Origin of the sequence: Streptomyces sp. NPDC005551 (genome assembly GCF_042871785.1) — a bacterium.
Lineage (GTDB): Bacteria > Actinomycetota > Actinomycetes > Streptomycetales > Streptomycetaceae > Streptomyces.
Window position 1 is genome coordinate 302,215 of record NZ_JBIAJE010000010.1, and the last position, 17,557, is coordinate 319,771.

Annotated in this window: 14 protein-coding genes, 1 rRNA gene and 1 pseudogene; 3 read left to right on the forward strand and 13 right to left on the reverse strand. The window is 74.6% G+C overall.

Features of this window, described 5'->3' with window-relative positions; genetic code table 11:
- Positions 1 to 134: 134 nt before the first annotated feature.
- The gene (locus ACFYP4_RS28535) at positions 135 to 1,763 is read left to right on the forward strand and encodes a PucR family transcriptional regulator (protein WP_358854114.1); all 1,629 of its coding nucleotides are present in this window, start codon (positions 135 to 137) and stop codon (positions 1,761 to 1,763) included.
- Between the two features lie 59 nt (positions 1,764 to 1,822).
- Here the strand turns inward: ACFYP4_RS28535 and ACFYP4_RS28540 are convergent, their stop codons facing one another.
- The 6 genes from ACFYP4_RS28540 to ACFYP4_RS28565 form a co-directional block, all read right to left on the reverse strand.
- The gene (locus tag ACFYP4_RS28540) at positions 1,823 to 2,959 is read right to left on the reverse strand and encodes a glycosyltransferase family 4 protein (protein ID WP_358854113.1); all 1,137 of its coding nucleotides are present in this window, start codon (positions 2,957 to 2,959) and stop codon (positions 1,823 to 1,825) included.
- A 428-nt stretch (positions 2,960 to 3,387) separates the two neighbouring features.
- Complete coding sequence (locus ACFYP4_RS28545; protein WP_358854112.1) at positions 3,388 to 4,203, reverse strand: hypothetical protein; 816 nt, start codon at positions 4,201 to 4,203, stop codon at positions 3,388 to 3,390.
- A 229-nt stretch (positions 4,204 to 4,432) separates the two neighbouring features.
- Entirely contained in the window at positions 4,433 to 6,151 is a 1,719-nt protein-coding gene (gene recN / locus ACFYP4_RS28550) for a DNA repair protein RecN (RefSeq protein ID WP_388789218.1), read from the reverse strand.
- Positions 6,152 to 6,608: 457 nt separating this feature from the next.
- Complete coding sequence (locus ACFYP4_RS28555) at positions 6,609 to 7,514, reverse strand: NAD kinase (protein WP_358854111.1); 906 nt, start codon at positions 7,512 to 7,514, stop codon at positions 6,609 to 6,611.
- Positions 7,511 to 8,326 (reverse strand): TlyA family RNA methyltransferase, encoded by an 816-nt coding sequence (locus ACFYP4_RS28560; RefSeq protein ID WP_358854110.1) that lies wholly within the window; start codon positions 8,324 to 8,326, stop codon positions 7,511 to 7,513. The genes ACFYP4_RS28555 and ACFYP4_RS28560 overlap by 4 nt, the downstream gene beginning before the upstream one ends.
- A gap of 7 nt (positions 8,327 to 8,333) precedes the next feature.
- Positions 8,334 to 8,702: a hypothetical protein gene (locus tag ACFYP4_RS28565; protein ID WP_358854143.1), complete on the reverse strand. Its 369-nt coding sequence runs from the start codon at positions 8,700 to 8,702 to the stop codon at positions 8,334 to 8,336.
- Positions 8,703 to 8,843: 141 nt separating this feature from the next.
- On the opposite strand from ACFYP4_RS28565, the gene ACFYP4_RS28570 reads away from it, so the two are divergent.
- Positions 8,844 to 9,191: an SCP2 sterol-binding domain-containing protein gene (locus tag ACFYP4_RS28570; RefSeq protein WP_358854109.1), complete on the forward strand. Its 348-nt coding sequence runs from the start codon at positions 8,844 to 8,846 to the stop codon at positions 9,189 to 9,191.
- A gap of 51 nt (positions 9,192 to 9,242) precedes the next feature.
- Here the strand turns inward: ACFYP4_RS28570 and ACFYP4_RS28575 are convergent, their stop codons facing one another.
- The 4 genes from ACFYP4_RS28575 to ACFYP4_RS28590 all read right to left on the reverse strand — a co-directional run bounded on the left by ACFYP4_RS28575 (position 9,243) and on the right by ACFYP4_RS28590 (position 13,399).
- Positions 9,243 to 10,217, reverse strand: coding sequence for an ABC transporter ATP-binding protein (locus ACFYP4_RS28575; RefSeq protein WP_388789181.1), 975 nt, complete (start codon positions 10,215 to 10,217; stop codon positions 9,243 to 9,245).
- Positions 10,178 to 11,221, reverse strand: coding sequence for an iron chelate uptake ABC transporter family permease subunit (locus ACFYP4_RS28580; RefSeq protein ID WP_358854107.1), 1,044 nt, complete (start codon positions 11,219 to 11,221; stop codon positions 10,178 to 10,180). The genes ACFYP4_RS28575 and ACFYP4_RS28580 overlap by 40 nt, the downstream gene beginning before the upstream one ends.
- Positions 11,218 to 12,261: a FecCD family ABC transporter permease gene (locus tag ACFYP4_RS28585; protein ID WP_388789184.1), complete on the reverse strand. Its 1,044-nt coding sequence runs from the start codon at positions 12,259 to 12,261 to the stop codon at positions 11,218 to 11,220. Before ACFYP4_RS28585 ends, ACFYP4_RS28580 begins: the two co-directional genes overlap by 4 nt.
- 109 nt (positions 12,262 to 12,370) lie before the next feature.
- Entirely contained in the window at positions 12,371 to 13,399 is a 1,029-nt protein-coding gene (locus ACFYP4_RS28590) for an HAD hydrolase-like protein (protein WP_388789187.1), read from the reverse strand.
- Positions 13,400 to 13,471: 72 nt separating this feature from the next.
- Here ACFYP4_RS28590 and ACFYP4_RS28595 point away from each other — a divergent pair, with 72 nt between their 5' ends.
- On the forward strand, positions 13,472 to 14,764 hold the full coding sequence (locus ACFYP4_RS28595) for a DUF1015 family protein (RefSeq protein WP_388789190.1): 1,293 nt from the start codon (positions 13,472 to 13,474) through the stop codon (positions 14,762 to 14,764).
- 79 nt (positions 14,765 to 14,843) lie between these two features.
- On the opposite strand, the gene ACFYP4_RS28600 is transcribed toward ACFYP4_RS28595, so the two are convergent.
- The 3 genes and pseudogenes from ACFYP4_RS28600 to rrf form a co-directional block, all read right to left on the reverse strand.
- Positions 14,844 to 15,704 carry a hypothetical protein gene (locus ACFYP4_RS28600; RefSeq protein WP_358854142.1) on the reverse strand — a complete coding sequence of 287 codons (861 nt, stop codon included), beginning with the start codon at positions 15,702 to 15,704 and terminating at the stop codon, positions 14,844 to 14,846.
- A 348-nt stretch (positions 15,705 to 16,052) separates the two neighbouring features.
- Positions 16,053 to 16,838: pseudogene (locus tag ACFYP4_RS28605) on the reverse strand (hypothetical protein); the annotation flags it as partial.
- A 632-nt stretch (positions 16,839 to 17,470) separates the two neighbouring features.
- Positions 17,471 to 17,557: ribosomal RNA gene (rrf, locus tag ACFYP4_RS28610) — 5S ribosomal RNA — on the reverse strand; the annotation flags it as partial.

Below are 17,557 nucleotides of genomic sequence, written 5' to 3' on the forward strand. Positions count from 1 at the left end.
CCGCACCTCCGGGCGGGAGCGGGGCCGCCGCGACGTCCGGGGCACGCCCCCGCCGGTGTGCTCGGGACGGGCCGAAGTGTGCCCGGGACGGGCCGAAGTGTGCCCGGGACGTGTGCGCAGGTAGCGTCCGCTGCATGGACAGCCGTTACGACACCGAGGGCGCCGGGATCACCGTGCAGCGGGCGCTCGAGCTGCCCGGGCTGCGCAGCGGGCTGCCGGAGATCCTGGCGGGGGCCGACCGGTTGCAGCGCACGGTGCGCTGGGTGCACGCGGGCGAGGTACCCAACATCGCCTCGCTCCTCAAGGGCGGCGAACTGCTGCTGACGACGGGGTACGGCCTCGGTACCCGTCCCGCCGAGCAGCGCGCCTTCGTCCGCACCCTGGCCGAGCGCGGGATCGCCGCCCTGGTGGTGGAGCTCGGCCCGCGCTTCTCGCGGCTGCCGGCGACTCTGGTGGAGACGGCGCGCACCGCCGGCCTCCCGCTGGTCCAGCTGCACCGCGAGGTGCCGTTCGTGGCGGTCACGGAGGAGGTCCACACCGAGATCGTCAACGGCCACTACGCACTGCTCCAGCAGGCCGAGGAGGTGCACCGGCGCTGCACTCAGGCACTGCTCGGCGGGGGCGGGATACCGCAGGTCCTCGGCATCCTCGCGGACTTCGCCGGCAACCCGGTCTTCCTGGAGACGGCGGACGGGCAGCTGCTGTACGCGGCCGGGGCCGGTCCGGCGGGCGCCGATCCGCTCCAGGTGTGGGAGGGGCTGCGCGGCCAGCACAAGGACGAACCGGCCGCGGGCACGACCGTCGTGGACGTGCCCGGCGGCGGCCCCGGCACCGGCTCCGTCCGCGCCCGGCTGGTCCTGACGCCCGTGACCGCTCCGACGGCCCCCGTGCACCGGATGGCGGCCGAGCGGGCGGCGGGCATCCTGGCCGTCGTCCTGATGCAGGCCCGCCAGGAGGAGGAGCTCGCGGCACGCGGCCGCGGCGACTTCCTCACCGACCTCGCCGAGGGCCGCGTCCGGGCCGAGGACGCCGCCGCCCAGGCACGCGTGCTCGGCTTCAAGCCGGGCAGCAGTCCGCTCCTGCCGGTCGTGATGCGGCTCGCGGACGGGCTCTCGCCGGGCGGCGGCTGGGCGGTCCTCGCCCGCGCGGTCGCCGAGGAGCTGGCCTCCGTGGGCGTGCCCGTGCTCCTGGGCGTACGGCCCGTCGAGGGCCGTGTGCCCCTGCTGCTCGGCCTGCGTTCGGAGTCCGAGCGCGCGGCCGTCGCGGACCGGGTGGCGGCGGCGCTGCGGGCGGGTGTGGAACGGGCGGGCATGCAGCGGCCGGGCGCGCAGCCGCCGGTGGTGGTGGTCGGGGTCGCGGGCGGCTGGGCGGCGGCCTCGGCGGGCCTGCGGCACGCGGCGGAGACGGCGACGGCGGCGCAGGGCCTGTCGGACCGCCTCTGGTACGACGCCCGGCGCCTCGACATCGACCTGCTCCTGTGGCGGCTGCGCGACCATCCGGACCTGGCGGCCTTCGTGGACCGGGCGATCGGCCCGCTCCGCGAACACGACAACCGGTCGAAGCCGCCCCTTCTGCCCACGTTGCAGACGTACTTGGCGCACGCGGGCCGCAAGGCGGAGACGGCCCGCGAACTGCACCTGAACCGGCAGACGCTCTACAACCGCCTGGCGCGCATCGGCGAGTTGCTCGGCACGGACCTGGACGACCCGCAGACGGTACTGGCGTTGAGCCTGGCCCTGCGCGCGCGCAGGCACGTGCCGTAGGAGTGCCGCGTCGCCCGGCCTGCGGCGTCCGTCGTCCGTCGTCCCTCGTCCGGCGTCCGTCAGGGCAGGGGGCGCGGCTGGGCCAACTCGTCGTAGATGCTCAGGATCTGGGCGACCGTGTCGTCCTCGGTGGGCCAGGTGGCCGCCTGCTGCACTCCCCTGTCCTTGAGGAGTTCCCGACGCGCAGGGTCCTCCAGGAGGCGCACGACCGCCGCGGCCAGGGCGCCCGCGTCGCCGTACGGGACGAGTTCGGCCGCGTCGCCGACCAGTTCGGGGGTGCCGCCGACCTCGGTCGCCACCAGCGGCACGCGTGCGTGCAGGGCTTCCTGGGCGAGGACGGAGCGTGATTCCCAACTGCTGGTCAGCAGCGCCAGATCGGCGCCCGCGAGCAGCTCCGGGATGTCGTCGCGCCGGCCGATCAGACGCACCGGCAGGCCCTCGTCCTCGATACGGCGCTGCAGTTCCGCCCGCAGCGGCCCCTCCCCCGCGATCACGAGCAGCGGCGCGGGGCTCAGGCGGCGCCACGCGCGCGCCGCGCTCAGCAGGGTCCCGTAACCGCGGTGCCGGTCCAGGGAACCGACGGCCATGAGCAACGGGCGTTCCGTGGCGCCGAGTTCGGCCCGCGTCTTGTGCCGCAGCCGCTCCGCCTCGTCGTACTCCAGGGGCTTGCGTGCCGCGGAGAGGGCGACGGCGGCCAGCCGCGCGTCCCTCGCTCCCCTGCTGCGTGCCCGGTCCACCAGGTCGGACGACGTGCCGAGGACGACGGAGGCGGCCCGGGCGACGCGGCGCTCCAGCAGGCGCAGCAGACGGGCCCGGGCACCCGCCGCCCGCGAGCGGGTGTGCCAGGTGACGACGAGCGGGGTGGGGCGGCCGCTGAGCGCGAGCGCGGCCCGCAGCGCCGCGTGCAGACCGTGCGCGTGCACGAGGTCCGCGTCCGCGCAGGCCGCCCGCAGCGCCGCCACGGAGGCGGGGTCGCTCCTGCGGGGCACGGGGACGTGCTGCGCGCCGACTCCCGCGAAGCCGTAGGTGTGTTCGGCCTCGGCGGGGGCGCACACGGTGACCCGCACGCCCCGGGCGACCAGTCCCGAGGCCAGCGACCGCACATGGGCGCTGCTGCCCGCACTGCCGCCCCCGAGCACCTGCACGGTGCACAGCGGCGACTGCCCGTGCGGTGAGTGGCTGCTCACGAGGCTCACGTGGCCGGGGCTCCTGGTTCGGCGTCGGACGGTCACGAAGGAACGTACAGAAGGACGCGCGGAGGGGTGTACCGCACGTCGTGCTTCGCGTACTGCGTCAAGGATGCCAGGACACCCGCCCGTTGCGGCACCACCGGGCGTCCGCTGCCGCGCCGCGGTGGGCAACTGTACGGGCGCGGTCACTCGCGCGAGTGAGAGACGCGGCCTTTTTCCCCCAGGAGTTCGAGAGCCGGCGTGAGCGGCCCCGGTCCCCCGCACGGCGGGCGCGAACCCCCGGGCACGCCCGGGCCGCCGCTCCGCGAGGTGGAACCGCCCGGGTGCGCGCGGAAAGGCGCCGCCCTGGTACTGGCCCGGTACGCGCGTGACGTCCACGTGCCGCCGTACCGGGCGCGGTCCGCGCCGTGGGGTTCAGCACCGCGCCGTGGGGTTCAGCACCGCGCCGTGGTGCTCGGCGAGCCTCCGCGCCGCGGTGCTCGGCACGGTACGCGCCCCGGCGTGCGCGCCAGTTCACTCACCCGTTCCCCGCACGTCGCGGCGGCCACCAGCGCCGCGACGCGGACGACCAGGCCGGTCCTGCCGCTGCCCGCCGCGAGGGCGGCGCCCAGTGCGGCTCCGAGCGCGTGGGCCCCGGTGTCGCCGATCATGGCGCGCTCGCCGAGGTCGTCGGGCAGGACTGCGGCGGCGGCTCCCACGGCGGCGGCGGACAGCTCGCCCGCCACCCCACCGCGCAGCAGCCCCGGCACTCCCAGGGCGAGCACCGCGCAGGCCGCCCTCCCGGGGCGTACGTCCACGAGGTTGACGAAGTGCGCGGTCCCGGCGATCACGGCGCCCGCCAGCACCTTGTCCACGGCACGCTCCTCGAGCAGCGCCCCCGCCGCCAGGGCCCCGGCCGAGACACCGAACAGCTTGACCGCCCCGGAAGTCACCTCCCCGTGGCGCAGGGCACCAAGGTGTGCCCGGAAACCGCGCCGGGGATCGCCGGCCCCGGCGACATCGTCGTAGGCGCCGCAGACACCGGCCGCGAGGACGGCGAAGCCGGCGGCCCGGTGGGCCCGTCCGGCGCCCAGGGCCGCCGCGAAGGCCGCGGCGGGGCCCGCGTAGAGCGCGACGGTCCGTCCCGCGTGGTTCTTCCGCTCCCAGCGCCCGCGTCCGCCGGGGGCCGTGGAGCGCAGTGCGGCGATCCCCGCGCGCGTGACGCCCGCGACGAGTCCGCAGGCGGCGAAGCCCGTCATGCGTGTGCCCATGACCGCCACCCTACGAACCCGCGGGCGGGACCGGACACGACGGGGGCGACGGCGCCCCAGCGCCGCGACAGGACCCCCACTCCGGGGGCGACGAACGCCCCGACGCACCGGACGCCGGCCCCGAAGCACCCACCGCGCGGGGAACCCCGACGCGGGCTCACAGCCCCCACGCCGGGACGGCCAACGCTCGGCGTCGGTGCCCGGCGGGGTGAGGGACTTCGCGGCGCCGCTACCCGTCCGCCCTGGCCGTCGCCAGCAGTTCCTCCGCGTGGGCGCGGGCCGTCTCCGAGTCCTCCTGGCCCGCCAGCATGCGGGACAGCTCGCGGATGCGGTCCTCGCCCTCCAGGACCTTCACCCCGGACCGGGTGACCGAGCCGTCGTTCGTCTTCTCCACCAGCAGCTGGCGGTCGGCGAAGGCGGCCACCTGCGGCAGGTGCGTGACGACGACGACCTGTGCCGTCCGGGCCAGCCGGGCCAGCCGGCGGCCGATCTCGACCGCGGCCTTGCCGCCGACACCCGCGTCGACCTCGTCGAAGAGATACGTCGGCACCGGGTCGGTCCCGGCGAAGACCACCTCGACGGCGAGCATCACCCGCGAGAGCTCACCGCCGGACGCGCCCTTGGCGATCGGCCGCGCCGGGGCGCCGGGATGCGGGGCCAGCAGCAGTTCGACCTCGTCGGCGCCCGCCGGGCCGTACTGCACCGTGCGTCCGCCGACCTCCACACCCTCCGGGTCCTCGGTCTGGCGGATGTCGAAGGACACGCGCGCGTGGGGCATGGCGAGCGAGGCCAGCTCGGCGGTCACGGCGGCGGCGAAGCGTTCGGCGGCCTCCGCGCGGGCGTCCGTCAACGCCTGCGCCAGTTGGCCGAGTTCGGCCCGGAGTGCGTCGCGCTCGGCGGTCAGCTCGCCCAGCCGCTCGTCGTCCCCGTCGAGTTCGGTGAGCCGCGCGGCGCTCCGCTCGGCCCAGACGAGCACGGCGTCGATGTCCTCGCCGTACTTGCGGGTCAGCTGGGTGAGGGCGGCCCGCCGCTCCTCGACCGCCGCGAGCCGCAGCGGGTCGGCGTCGAGGTCGTCGGCGTACCCGGCCAGCTCCCCGGCGACGTCGCCCAGCAGGATCCCGATCTCCCCGATCCGGCCGGCCAGCGCGCCCAGCGCGGAGTCGTGGGCGCGTACCGCCTCCAGCGCCCGGTGCGCGCCCGCGACGAGCGTCGTGGCGTCGATGCCCTCGGGGTCCTCGGGGTTGCCCGCGAGCGCGGCGTGCGCGACGGTGGCGGCCGAGGCCAGCGCCTCCGCGTGGCCCAGCCGCTCGGCCTCGGCGGCCAGCTCCACGTCCTCGCCCCCGTGCGGTTCGACGGCGGCAATCTCGTCAAGCCCGAACCGCAGCAGGTCGGCCTCCTGAGCGCGTTCCCGCGCGCGCGTGGTGATCTCGTCCAGCTCGGCCGAGATCGCGCGCAGCCGGCGGTAGGCACCCGTGTACTTGGCGAGCGGCACGGCGACCGCGTCACCGGCGTACCGGTCGAGCGCCTGCCGCTGCCGGGACAGCTTGAGCAGCCCCTGCTGGTCGGTCTGGCCGTGCACGGCGACCAGCTCGTCGGCCAGCTCGGCCAGCACGCCCACGGGGACCGAGCGCCCGCCGAGGTGCGCCCGGGAGCGCCCTTCGGCCGAAACGGTACGGCTGATCAGCAACGCGCCGTCGTCGAGCTCGGCTCCCGCCTCCTCGGCCCGCACGATCGCCGTCCCGCCCGCGGGCACGGAGATCCGCCCCTCGACGACCGCGTTCTTCGCGCCGATCCGTACGAGGGCCGGGTCCGCGCGCCCGCCGAGCAGCAGTCCCAGGCTCGTGACCACCATAGTCTTGCCCGCGCCGGTCTCGCCGGTCACGGCGGTGAAGCCTGGTGACAGCTCGACGACCGCGTCGTCGATGACTCCGAGCGACCGTATCCGCATCTCCTCCAACACGGACACGACCTTACGAGGTCAGGGACCCCGTGTGCGACGGGCCCTGCCCTCCCGCCGCGAAGGCGCAGGTGACGGACGCCCGCCGGGGGGCCCTGTCACCCGCGGGAGTGGGCTTTCCCGCTCCGGGATCCGGCGGCGTCCCGCGGGCAGCAGCGCCGGAAAATCGAGCCGGAACCGAGCTGGTCCCCCCGGGACTGCGGCGCCCGGCGGCGCCCGCCCCTCACCCGCGCCGGCCCCGCCAGGGCGTCCCGGCGCACGGCTCCCGCCTCCGGCCCGGTCCGGGCGCCCCGGCCCTCTCGAAGCCGTCGCACGGCCTCCTGACCCGCTTCCCGGCCCGTGGCGGGGTCGCGGGCCGGGAATGCGTGGCGGCCCGCGGCGGGGTCGCGGGCTGGGGAGCGCGGCGGCCCGCTCCACCCGGGCGGGCCGCCCGCTCCTCGTGCCGGTGTCAGTGCGGCGCGCCCCGCCAGCCCGACACGGGCAGGGCGAACTTGGCGACGAGCCGGTCGGTGAAGGACGCGTGGTGGAGCCGGGCGAGTCGCACCGGGACGGCCCCCCGGCGCACCTCGACCCGCGCCCCGGGCGGCAGCTCGACCGTGCGCCGGCCGTCGCACCACAGGACGCCGGGCGGGACGTGCGGCAGGACCTCCACGGCGAGCACCGAGTCCGGCGAGGTGACCAGCGGCTTGGCGAACAGCGCGTGCGCGCTGATCGGCACCATCAGCAGCGCCTCGACCTCCGGCCACACCACGGGCCCGCCCGCGGAGAAGGCGTACGCGGTGGAACCGGTCGGGGTCGCGCAGACGATGCCGTCGCAGCCGAAGCCGGTCACCGGGCGCCCGTCGATCTCCAGCACCACCTCGAGGAGCTTCTCCGCCGAGACCTTCTGCACGGCGGCCTCGTTCAGCGCCCAGTCGGTGTGCACGATGTCGCCGTTGCGGTGCACGACGACGTCGACGGTCATCCGCTCCTCGACCTCGTACGCCTTGGTCACCACCCGGTCGACCACCTTGTCGAGGTCGTCGCGCTCGGCCTCCGCGAGGAAGCCGACCCGGCCCAGGTTGACGCCGAGCATGGGGACGCCGGACGCGCGGGCGAACTCGGCGCCGCGCAGCAGTGTGCCGTCACCGCCGAGCACGATCAGCAGTTCACACCCGTCGAGACACTGCGGGGTGGCCTCCCTGACCAGTTCCACGGTCGCCGGAAGCGGCAGGTCGGCGGCCTCCGCCTCCAGGACGCGCACGCCGATCCCGGAGCGCAGCAGTCCCTCGACGACCAGCTCGGCGCTGCGGATGGCCGCGGGCCGCCCGGTGTGGGCCAGCAGGAAGACAGTACGAGCTCGGGTCTGAGTCAACGGGGCCCCTCCGCAACTGCTCGGTCGACGTCGGCCGCGTCCGGTGCGGGCGCCCCGGCACGCAGCCACAGAAAGTATTCGACATTGCCGGAGGGTCCGGGCAGCGGGCTGGCTGTGACGCCCCGCACGCCGAGCCCCAGTTCCCAGGCTCGCGCCGCCACACCGCGCACCGCCTCGGCCCTCAGCTCCGGGCTGCGGACGACGCCGCCGCTGCCCAGCCGTTCCTTGCCCACTTCGAACTGCGGCTTCACCATCATCACCAGATCGGCGTCCGGTGCCGCGCACCGCGCGAGGGCGGGCAGCACCAGTCCGAGCGGGATGAAGGACAGATCCCCCACGACAAGATCCACGGGCTCCCCATCGATCGCCTCCAACGTCAACTCGCGTACGTTCGTACGGTCCTTGACGGTGACGCGTTCATCGCTCTGCAGAGACCAGGCGAGTTGGCCGTAGCCGACGTCGACCGCGACGACGTGGGCGGCGCCCGCGCGCAGCAGGACGTCGGTGAAGCCTCCGGTGGACGCTCCCGCGTCCAGCGCCCGCCGCCCCTCGACCTTCAGCCCCTGCGGCACGAAGACCTCGAAGGCACCGGCGAGTTTGTGTCCGCCGCGCGAGACGTAGTCGGGATCGTCGTCGTCCTGGGTGACCACGATGGCGGCCGCGGTCTCCACCTGCGTGGCGGATTTGGTCGCGAGGGTCTTGCCGACGGTGACCCGCCCCGCGGCGATCAGCTGGCCGGCGTGCTCGCGCGAGCGGGCGAGCTTGCGGCGGACCAGCTCGGCATCGAGGCGGCGTCGTGCCACTCCTGCCACGTTCGGTTCAGCTCCTGTGGTCGTACGAAGAGGTGGGCGCCGTCGGGGGTGACGGCACCGGAGGCCCTTGACGTGCGTCGAGCGCGGTCAGTGCGTCGCGCAGGCCCCTGTGTACATCCTCGTACACCTCGGCGTGGCCGTCGGTGGCGAGGTGGTCGGCGTCGGCCAGCCGGCCGAGGCCGGCGTCGACGTCGGCGTTGCCGGTGGGGGTGCGGGGGACCTCCAGCGGCGCGGGGGCCGCGGGGTCGTGCGCGGGCTCGACGGCGAGGTCCGTACCACCGGTGCCGTACTCCTCCCCCGGCGGACGGGCGGCTGCCGGGTCGGCCTCCTCCCCCGGCGAACGGGCGGGCGCCGGGACGGCGGACGTCCCGGGCAGCTGCGCCGCGGACGGACCTCGGCCGTGCTCCGGGGCACGGCGGGGATCCGGCGCGGCCGCCTCCTGCGGGCCCTCGGACCGGGGCACTGAGTCGCTCATGCCCCGACGCTACCCCGAAGCGCTGCGGTACCGTCGATCACGATGGCGACGATGGAGGAGTGCCGCGCGGCACTCGACAAACTCTCGGACAACCTGGCGGGGGCCGACGGGGACGTGCGCGGTGCGGCGGCCCTCGACCGCTCGCTGAGCTGCCGTGTCACCGACCTCGACACGACTTTCGTCGGGCGTCTGACGGACGGCCGGATCGACGTGCTCGACACGATCCCGGGCCCGCCCCGCGAGAAGGCCCAGATCCGGCTCACGATGACCGGTGACGACCTGGTGGCGATGGTGAACGGCGAGCTGAACTTCGCGAAGGCCTGGGCCTCGGGCCGGGTGAAACTGGAGGCCGGACTCCGCGACCTCATGCGCCTGCGGAGCCTGCTCTAGTACCGCACCACGGTCAGGAGCCGCTCCGCAGGGCATCCGCGGAGCCCGCTCTCAGCCTTCGGCGGTCAGTGCCGCCGCGCCGACCGCGTGGGCGGCCGTCGCCGCGCGCGCCTTCCGCGCCGCCGGGACCACCAGCGGCGTCCCCGTCTCCGGGTCGTCGATGACCTGGCAGCGCAGCCCGAAGACCTCCTCGACCAGTTCGGCCGTGACGATGTCGTTCGGTGCCCCCTCGGCGACGACCCTGCCCTCGCGCAGGGCGATGAGGTGCGTGGCGTAGCGGGCGGCGTGGTTCAGGTCGTGCAGCACGGCGACCAGGGTGCGGCCCTGTTCCTCGTGGAGTTCGGCGCACAGGTCGAGCACGTCGATCTGGTGCTGGATGTCGAGGTAGGTGGTCGGCTCGTCGAGCAGCAGGAGCGGTGTCTGCTGGGCGAGCGCCATCGCGATCCAGACGCGCTGGCGCTGTCCGCCGGACAGTTCGTCCACGTAGCGGTCGGCCAGCTCCGCGACGCCGGTGGAGGCCATCGAGTCCTGTACGACCCGCTCGTCCTCGGCCGACCACTGGCGCAGCAGCCCCTGGTGCGGGTAACGGCCGCGCCCCACCAGGTCGCCGACCGTGATGCCGTCGGGCGCGATGGACGACTGCGGCAGCAGCCCGAGCGTCCGGGCGACCTTCTTGGCGGGCATCGAGTGGATGACCTGCCCGTCGAGCAGCACCCGGCCCCGGGACGGCTTGAGCATCCGCGAGAGGGCGCGCAGCAGGGTGGACTTGCCGCAGGCGTTCGGGCCGACGATCACCGTGAAGGAGTGGTCGGGGATCTCCACCGACAGGTCCTCCGCGATGACGCGCTGGTCGTAACCGATGGTCAGGTTGTCGGCGGACAGGCGGTTCACAGTGCTGGTGCTCCTCTGGGTGTTCGTGTCGGGCCCGCTGCCGGTGTGGGTGCGGGACCCGCTGCAGGTCCGCGCGTCCGGTCCGCTCCCGGTGCTCATATCCGGCCCGCCTTGCGCTCGATGACGAGCAGCCACAGCAGGTAGACGCCGCCGACGACGCCGGTCACCACGCCGACGGGCAGCTGGTCGGCGCCGAAGGCCCGTTGCGACGCCCAGTCGGCGACGATCAGGAGGGTGGCGCCCATGCACATCGAGGGCACCAGGTTGGGGCCGGGCGAGCGGGTCAGCCGCCGGGCGAGCTGCGGCGAGGTGAGCGCCACGAACCCGACCGGTCCGGCGGCGGCGGTGGCCCCCGCGGTGAGCAGCACGGCGGCCAGCATCAGCAGCAGCCGCGTCCGCTCGACCCGCACGCCGAGCGCGTACGAGACGTCGTCGCCCATCTCGATCATCCGCAGCCCGCGTGCGTTGGCGAGGACGAGCGGTACGAGGACGGCGCACATGGCGAGCAGGGGCCAGACCTGGTCCCAGGCGCGGCCGTTGAGGGAGCCGGTCATCCAGACGACGGCACGGGCCGCGTCGACGAGGTCGGCCTTGGTGAGCAGATAGCCGTTCACCGCCGTGACGACGGCGGCGACGCCGATGCCGACCAGGACCAGTCGGTAGCCGTGCACGCCCCGTTTCCAGGCGAGCAGGTAGATGGCGAGCCCGGTCACGAGACCGCCGACGAGGGCGCCGAGGGCGACCTCGTTGGCGCTGCCCGAGAAGAGCACGATCATGACGAGGGCGCCGGCCGTCGAGCCCTGTCCCAGACCGAGCACGTCCGGACTGCCCAGCGGGTTGCGGGAGATGGACTGGAAGAGGGCTCCGCCGAGGCCGAGCGAGGCGCCCACCAGGATGCCGACGACGACCCGGGGCAGCCGGAGCTGGCTGACGATGAACTCCTGTCCCGCGTTCCCGTCGCCGACCAGTGTCCTGAGGACATCGGCGGCCGGGATCGGGAAGTCGCCGGTGCCGATGAGGACGACGCTCGCGGCGAGCAGGGCGGCGAGCAGCAGGGCGACGACCGTGCAGGCGCGGACGTCGTACCGCAGCGAGAAGCCGCCCTTCGTGCGGACGGCCGGGATACGTGTGGCCTTCACAGCTGCGCCGTCCTCCGCCGTCGTACGAGATGGATGAAGACCGGGCCGCCGAGGACCGCGGTGACGATGCCGACCTGGAGTTCGGCGGGACGCGCCACCAGCCGCCCGATCACGTCGGCACCCAGCAGCAGCACGGGCGACAGGACGGCCGCGTACGGCAGGATCCAGCGCATGTCGGGCCCGGTGAAGGAGCGCACGAGGTGCGGGACCATCAGCCCGACGAACACGATCGGCCCGCAGGCCGCGGTGGCGGCGCCGGACAGGACGGTGGCGGCGGCCATGGACAGCGCGCGGGTGCGGTTCAGGTCGGCGCCGAGCGCGCGGGCGGTGTCGTCGCCCATCGCCATGGCGTTCAGCGGTTTGGCGAGGGCGAGCGCGACGAGGGTGCCGACCGCCAGGAACGGCAGGACCTGCCGGATCGTCGAGTCGCCGGCCGAGGAGAGCGAACCGACGGTCCAGAAGCGCATCTTGCCGAGCGCCGCGTTGTCCATGATCATCACGGCCTGCAGATAGCCGTAGAGCGCGGCGCTGATCGCGGTCCCGGCGAGCGCCAGCCGCACCGGGGTCGCCCCCCGGCTGCCGCCCAGGAACCAGACCAGGGCACCGACCGCGGCCGCCCCGAAGAAGGCGAACCACACATAGCCGTTCAGCGAGGTGACGCCGAAGAACGTGATGGCGGTGACGACCGCGGCGGACGCGCCCGCGTTGATGCCGAGCAGTCCGGGGTCGGCCAGCGGATTGCGGGTGAGCGCCTGAAGGACGGCCCCGGACAGACCGAGCGCGGCCCCGACGAGCAGCCCGAGGACGGTGCGGGAGACCCGCTCGCCGACCACGACGTCGCCGTACGTCCCCGACGCGTGGAACAGGCCGTGCCAGACCTGGTCCAAGGGCAGCGCCTTCGCGCCGAGTGCGACGCTCGCCAGCGCGACGAGCGTCAGCAGGGCAACGGACGCGAGGAGTCCGAGGGACCGTATCGCCCGGCGGTTCGGGGGCGCGGGGGCGGTCTCCGCGCGCTGTTCAGGAGGACTGTCGACCAACACCCAGTTAGGTTAGCCTACCCTCGCCTTACCGAGGGCGTGCCGGCGCCGGACCATGCCCCCGGCCGGCCCGGCCGCGCGTCGAAGACCCTGGCGCGGGCCCCGGTTCGTCTCAGAGCCCCAGCCGCGCGAGCGCCTTCCCGCCGTCCAGCGCGCAGGTCCCGTCCCCGGCCGCCGTCCAGGCCGCCGCGCACAGGGCCCGCAGTCCGTCCATGGCCGCGCCCTCGCCGTCCAGTTCGAGCCGCTCGCTCCCGGCGGTGGCCGTCCAGCCTCCGCAACGGAATCCGCCGCCCTCCCCGACGATCTCCGGCTGCCCCGTCAGCAGACCGCGCAGGTCGGCGTCGACGAAGGTCGGTCGGTGCTGCGGCGGGGCGGCGAGCAGCTGCGCGCCGTCCGTCACACCGGTGAGGACGAGCAGCGAGTCCACTTCGCCGTTGAACGCGCCCTCGATGTCGGTGTCCAGGCGGTCGCCGACCACCAGCGGCCGCTCGGCGCCGGTCCGCAGGATCGTCTCGCGGTGCATCGGGGGCAGCGGCTTGCCCGCCACCCGGGGTTCGGCGCCGGTGGCGATGCGGACGACCTCCACCGCCGCGCCGTTGCCGGGGGCGATCCCGCGCGCGCTCGGGATCGTCAGATCGGTGTTGGACGCGAACCACGGAACCCCGCGGTGGATCGCGAAGCAGGCCTCCGCGAAACGCGACCACGTCAGATCGGGTCCGCCGTACCCCTGCACGACCGCCACCGGCTCGTCGTCCGCCGAGTCGATCGGCTCCAGGCCGCGCTCGCGCAACGCGACCCGCAAACCCTCACCGCCGACCACCAGCACCCGCGCGCCCTCGGGCACCTGCTCGCTGATCAGCCGCGCCACCGCCTGCGCCGAGGTGATGACGTCCGAGGGCTCGGCCGGCACCCCCAGCTCGGTGAGGTGGCCGGCCACGGCGTCCGGCGTCCGCAGCGCGTTGTTCGTGACGTACGCGAGCCGCATTCCGCCCGAGCGAGCCGTGCCGAGCGACTCCACGGCGTGCGCGATCGCGCTGCCGCCCGCGTACACCACCCCGTCGAGGTCGAGCAGCGCCGTGTCGTACGCCTCGCTCAGGGCCTGCCGGCTGGCGTCGGGCCGCGTCCTGACGGTCTGGCTCATTACGCATCGCTCCTTGTTCGATCCCTTTCCCCCGATCATCGCGCATACGAGTGACCCACTTACGATGCCTCAATGAACTATGCAGGCCCCACGGAGGAGACCCCGGCGTACGAGGGGCTCGATCTGGTCCCGTTCCAGGGCCTGCGGTACGACCCCGAGCGGGTCGGCAGCCTGGCCGCGGTGACCTCCCCGCCGTACGACGTCGTCGTACGGCCCGACGGCCTGCTGCACCTCGAATCCGCCGACCCGCACAACATCGTCCGGCTGATCCTCCCTCAGGACACCACCCCCGACGTCCGCAACCGGCAGGCGGCGGCCACCCTGCGGCAGTGGCTGGCCGAAGGCGTCCTGACCACGGACTCCGCACCTGCCCTGTACGTCTACGAGCAGCGCGACGGCGGTCTGCTGCAGCGCGGTGTCATCGGCGCCCTGCGCCTGTCGGAACCCTCGGACGGTGTGGTCCTCCCCCACGAGGACGTCATGCCTCATGTGGTCGCGGACCGCGCGGCGCTGATGCGGGCCACCTCGGCCAATCTCGAACCCCTGCTGCTGACCTACCGCGGCGACGGCTCGGCGACCGGCGCGGCCGCCGTCGTCGAGCGCACCGCACGCCGGGAACCGCTGCTCGCGACGACCACGGAGGACGGCTTCAGCCACCGGCTGTGGGCCGTGACCGACCCCGCCGACCTGGCGGAGATCCGCACCGACCTCGCCCGTCACCAGGCTCTCATCGCGGACGGCCACCACCGCTGGGCGACGTGTCTGCGGCTGCGCACCGAGCACCCGTCCCCGAGCCCCTGGGACTACGGTCTGGTGCTCCTGGTGGACACCGCGCGTCATCCGCTCCGCGTCCGCGCCATCCACCGGCTCCTGCACCGCCTGCCGGTGCCCGAGGCGCTGGACGCCGTGTCGCCCCACTTCCGGGTACGTCACCTGGACGTCCCCCTCGGCGAAGCCCTGGCGGCACTCGCCTCGGCCGCGGCGGACGGCAACGCCTTCATGCTGGCCGGCCACGGCGCCTTCCACCTCCTCGACCGCCCGTCCGCGGACCTTTTGGCCCGTACGGTCCCCGCGGACCGCCCGGAGGCCTGGCGCAGCCTGGACGCGACGGTCCTGCACGCCGCGCTCCTCCAGCACGTCTGGCACGTCCCCGAGGACTCCCCGGAGCACATCGCCTACATCCACGACACCGCCGCGACGGTCGAGAAGGCGGAACGCGACGGCGGTACGGCGGTCCTGATGCACCCGGTCCGCGAGGAGGTCGTACGCGATCTGGCCCGCCAGGGCGTCATGATGCCGCGCAAGTCGACGTCGTTCGGCCCGAAGCCGGCCTCGGGCCTGGTCCTGCGGGCGCTCACCCCCTGAAACGCGGACGGGCGGGACCCCCTGGGGAGTCCCGCCCGTCCGCTGTCACCGCCGTGTCGGCCCGTGCGTCCGCGTGACGTCAGGCGCGAGGAGCGTCCTCGGTGCCGTCCTGGCCGGCCTCGTCGTCACCGTCGGCCGGGAGCCGCACGTCCCGGGCCGCCTCGGTCTCGTCCTCCGCCACGTCGACGTCGTCCTCGTCCTCGATCTCGGCGTCGTCCTCGTCCTCGATCTGGGCGTCGTCCTCGGCGTCCTCGGCGTGCGCGTCGGCCACCTCGATGTCGGCGTCGATACGGGGCACGGACTTGGGCTCCGCCTCGTCCTCGGCCATGGCGTCGACGAACTCGACACCGTCCAGCTCGGCGAGCCGGTCGGAGGCGTCCGTGCTGCCGTCCTTGTCGGACTCGACGGCCTTCGCGAACCACTCGCGTGCCTCGTCCTCGCGGCCGGCGGCGAGCAGCGCGTCGGCGTACGCGTACCGCAGGCGCGCGGTCCAGGGCTGCACGGAGCTGGAGGCCAGCTCCGGGCTCTGGAGGGTCACGATGGCCGCGTCGAGCTGGTCCATGTCACGCCGGGCACCGGCGGCCACGAGGCGCATCTCGACCTGCCCGGCCTTGTCCAGCTTCTGCACCTCGGGCGCACCGGCCATGTCCAGCGCCTTCTCGGGCCGGCCGAGACCACGCTCGCAGTCCGCCATGACGGGCCAGAGGTCGACGTTCCCGGTCATCCGCCGCGCGGCCCGGAACTCGGCCAGCGCTTCGCTGAACTTCTGGTTCGCGTACGCGGCGAACCCGGCCGCCTCTCGTACGGCGGCGACGCGGGACGCCAGACGCAGGGCCACCCTGGAGTATCCGTACGCTCCCTCCGGGTCCTCGTCGATGAGCCGGGCCACCATCACCAGGTTCCTGGAGACGTCCTCGGCCAGGCCCTTCGGCAGGCTCATCAGCTCCTGGCGTACGTCCTTGTCGATCTCCTCGCCCGTGACGTCGTCCGGGATCGGCAGCCGCCTGATCGGCTCGCGGTCCCGCTCGCGCTCGTCGCGGAACCGTCCGCCGCCGCGCCGGTCATCGTCCCGACGGTCGTCACGGTCGCGGTACCCACCGGGACGGCTGCCCCGGTCGTCACGGCGCGGGCCCTGCCCGCGGTCGTCGCGCCCGCGGAAGCCACCGCGGTCACCGCCGCGGTCGCCCCGGTCGTCACGCCGGAAGCCGCCTCGGTCGCCGCCGCGGTCGTCGCCCCGACGGTCGTCACGCCTGTCGTCACGCCTGTCGTCCCTCCGGTCGTCCCTCCGGTCGTCACGGCTGAAGGCCGGACGCTCGCTGTCGCGCCGGAAGGCCGGACGGTCGCCCTCACGCCGGTCGTCGCGCCGGTCGCCACGGTCGTCCCTGCGGAAGCCTGGCCGGTCGCCGCCACGGCTGTCGTCACGACGGAAGCCACCGCGGTCACCGCCGCGGTCACCGCGGTCGTCACGACGGGGGCCGCCGGTGGGCCGGTCGTCGCGGCGGAAAGCGGGACGGTCGCCGGTGGGCCGGTCGTCGCGGCGGAAGGGGGGACGGTCGCCGCCACGGCTGTCGTCGCGACGGAAGCCGCCGCGGTCACTGCCGCGGTCACCGCGGTCGTCACGACGCGGACCGGAAGCCGGCCGGTCATCGCGACGAGGACCACCGAAACTCGGGCGGTCATCGCGACGGGGGCCACCGAAACTCGGCCGGTCGTCGCGACGGGGGCCGCCACGATCCCCGCGGTCACCGCGGTCGTCACGGCGGAAGCCGCCACGGTCGCCGCCGCGGTCACCGCGGTCGTCACGCCGGGGGCCGCCCGTGGGCCGGTCGTCCCTGCGGAACGCGGGACGGTCGCCGCCTCGGCTGTCGTCACGACGGAAGCCACCGCGGTCACCGCCACGGTCGCCCCGGTCGTCCCTGCGGAAGCCGCCACGGTCGTCGTCGCGGCGCTCACCGCGGTCATCGCGGCGGAAGGGGGGACGGTCGCCGCCGCGGTTGTCGTCACGGCGGAAGCCGCCACGGTCACCGCCGCGGTCACCGCGGTCGTCACGACGCGGACCGGAAGCCGGCCGGTCATCGCGACGAGGACCACCGAAACTCGGCCGGTCGTCGCGACGGGGGCCACCAGTCGGCCTGTCATCACGACGGAAGGCGGGACGGCCACCACGGTCGTCCTCGCGGCGGTCGTCACGGCCACGGAAGCCACCACCGCCACCGCGGTTGTCGTCACGGCGGAAACCACCGCCGCCGGCTCCGCGGTTGTCGTCGCGACGGAAGCCACCGCGGTCACCGCCGCGATCGCCGCCGCGGTCACCGCGGTCGTCACGGCGGGGGCCGCCGGTGGGCCGGTCATCGCGGCGGAAGGCGGGTCGGTCGCCGGTGGGCCGGTCATCGCGGCGGAAGGCGGGTCGGTCGCCGCCACGGCTGTCGTCACGACGGAAGCCGCCACGGTCACCGCCGCGGTCGTTGTCGCGGCCGGCGGCGTTGTCACGGCGCGGCGGGCCCCCGCGGTAGCCGCCGCGGTCACCACTGTCCCGGCGTCGCTGATCGCGGTCCGGTCGCTCATCGGGAGAGTTGGTGGACATGGGTGACTCCTGTCTTCGGTACCGCAAGTCATTCTCGCGCAGCCGAGTACCCGGCGCGCTTCGGAAAAACAAAAGGACCCTTGGTCCCAGCGAGTCGCTGGGACCAAGGGTCCTCAAAGATTGTTCGGCGGCGTCCTACTCTCCCACAGGGTCCCCCCTGCAGTACCATCGGCGCTGTAAGGCTTAGCTTCCGGGTTCGGAATGTAACC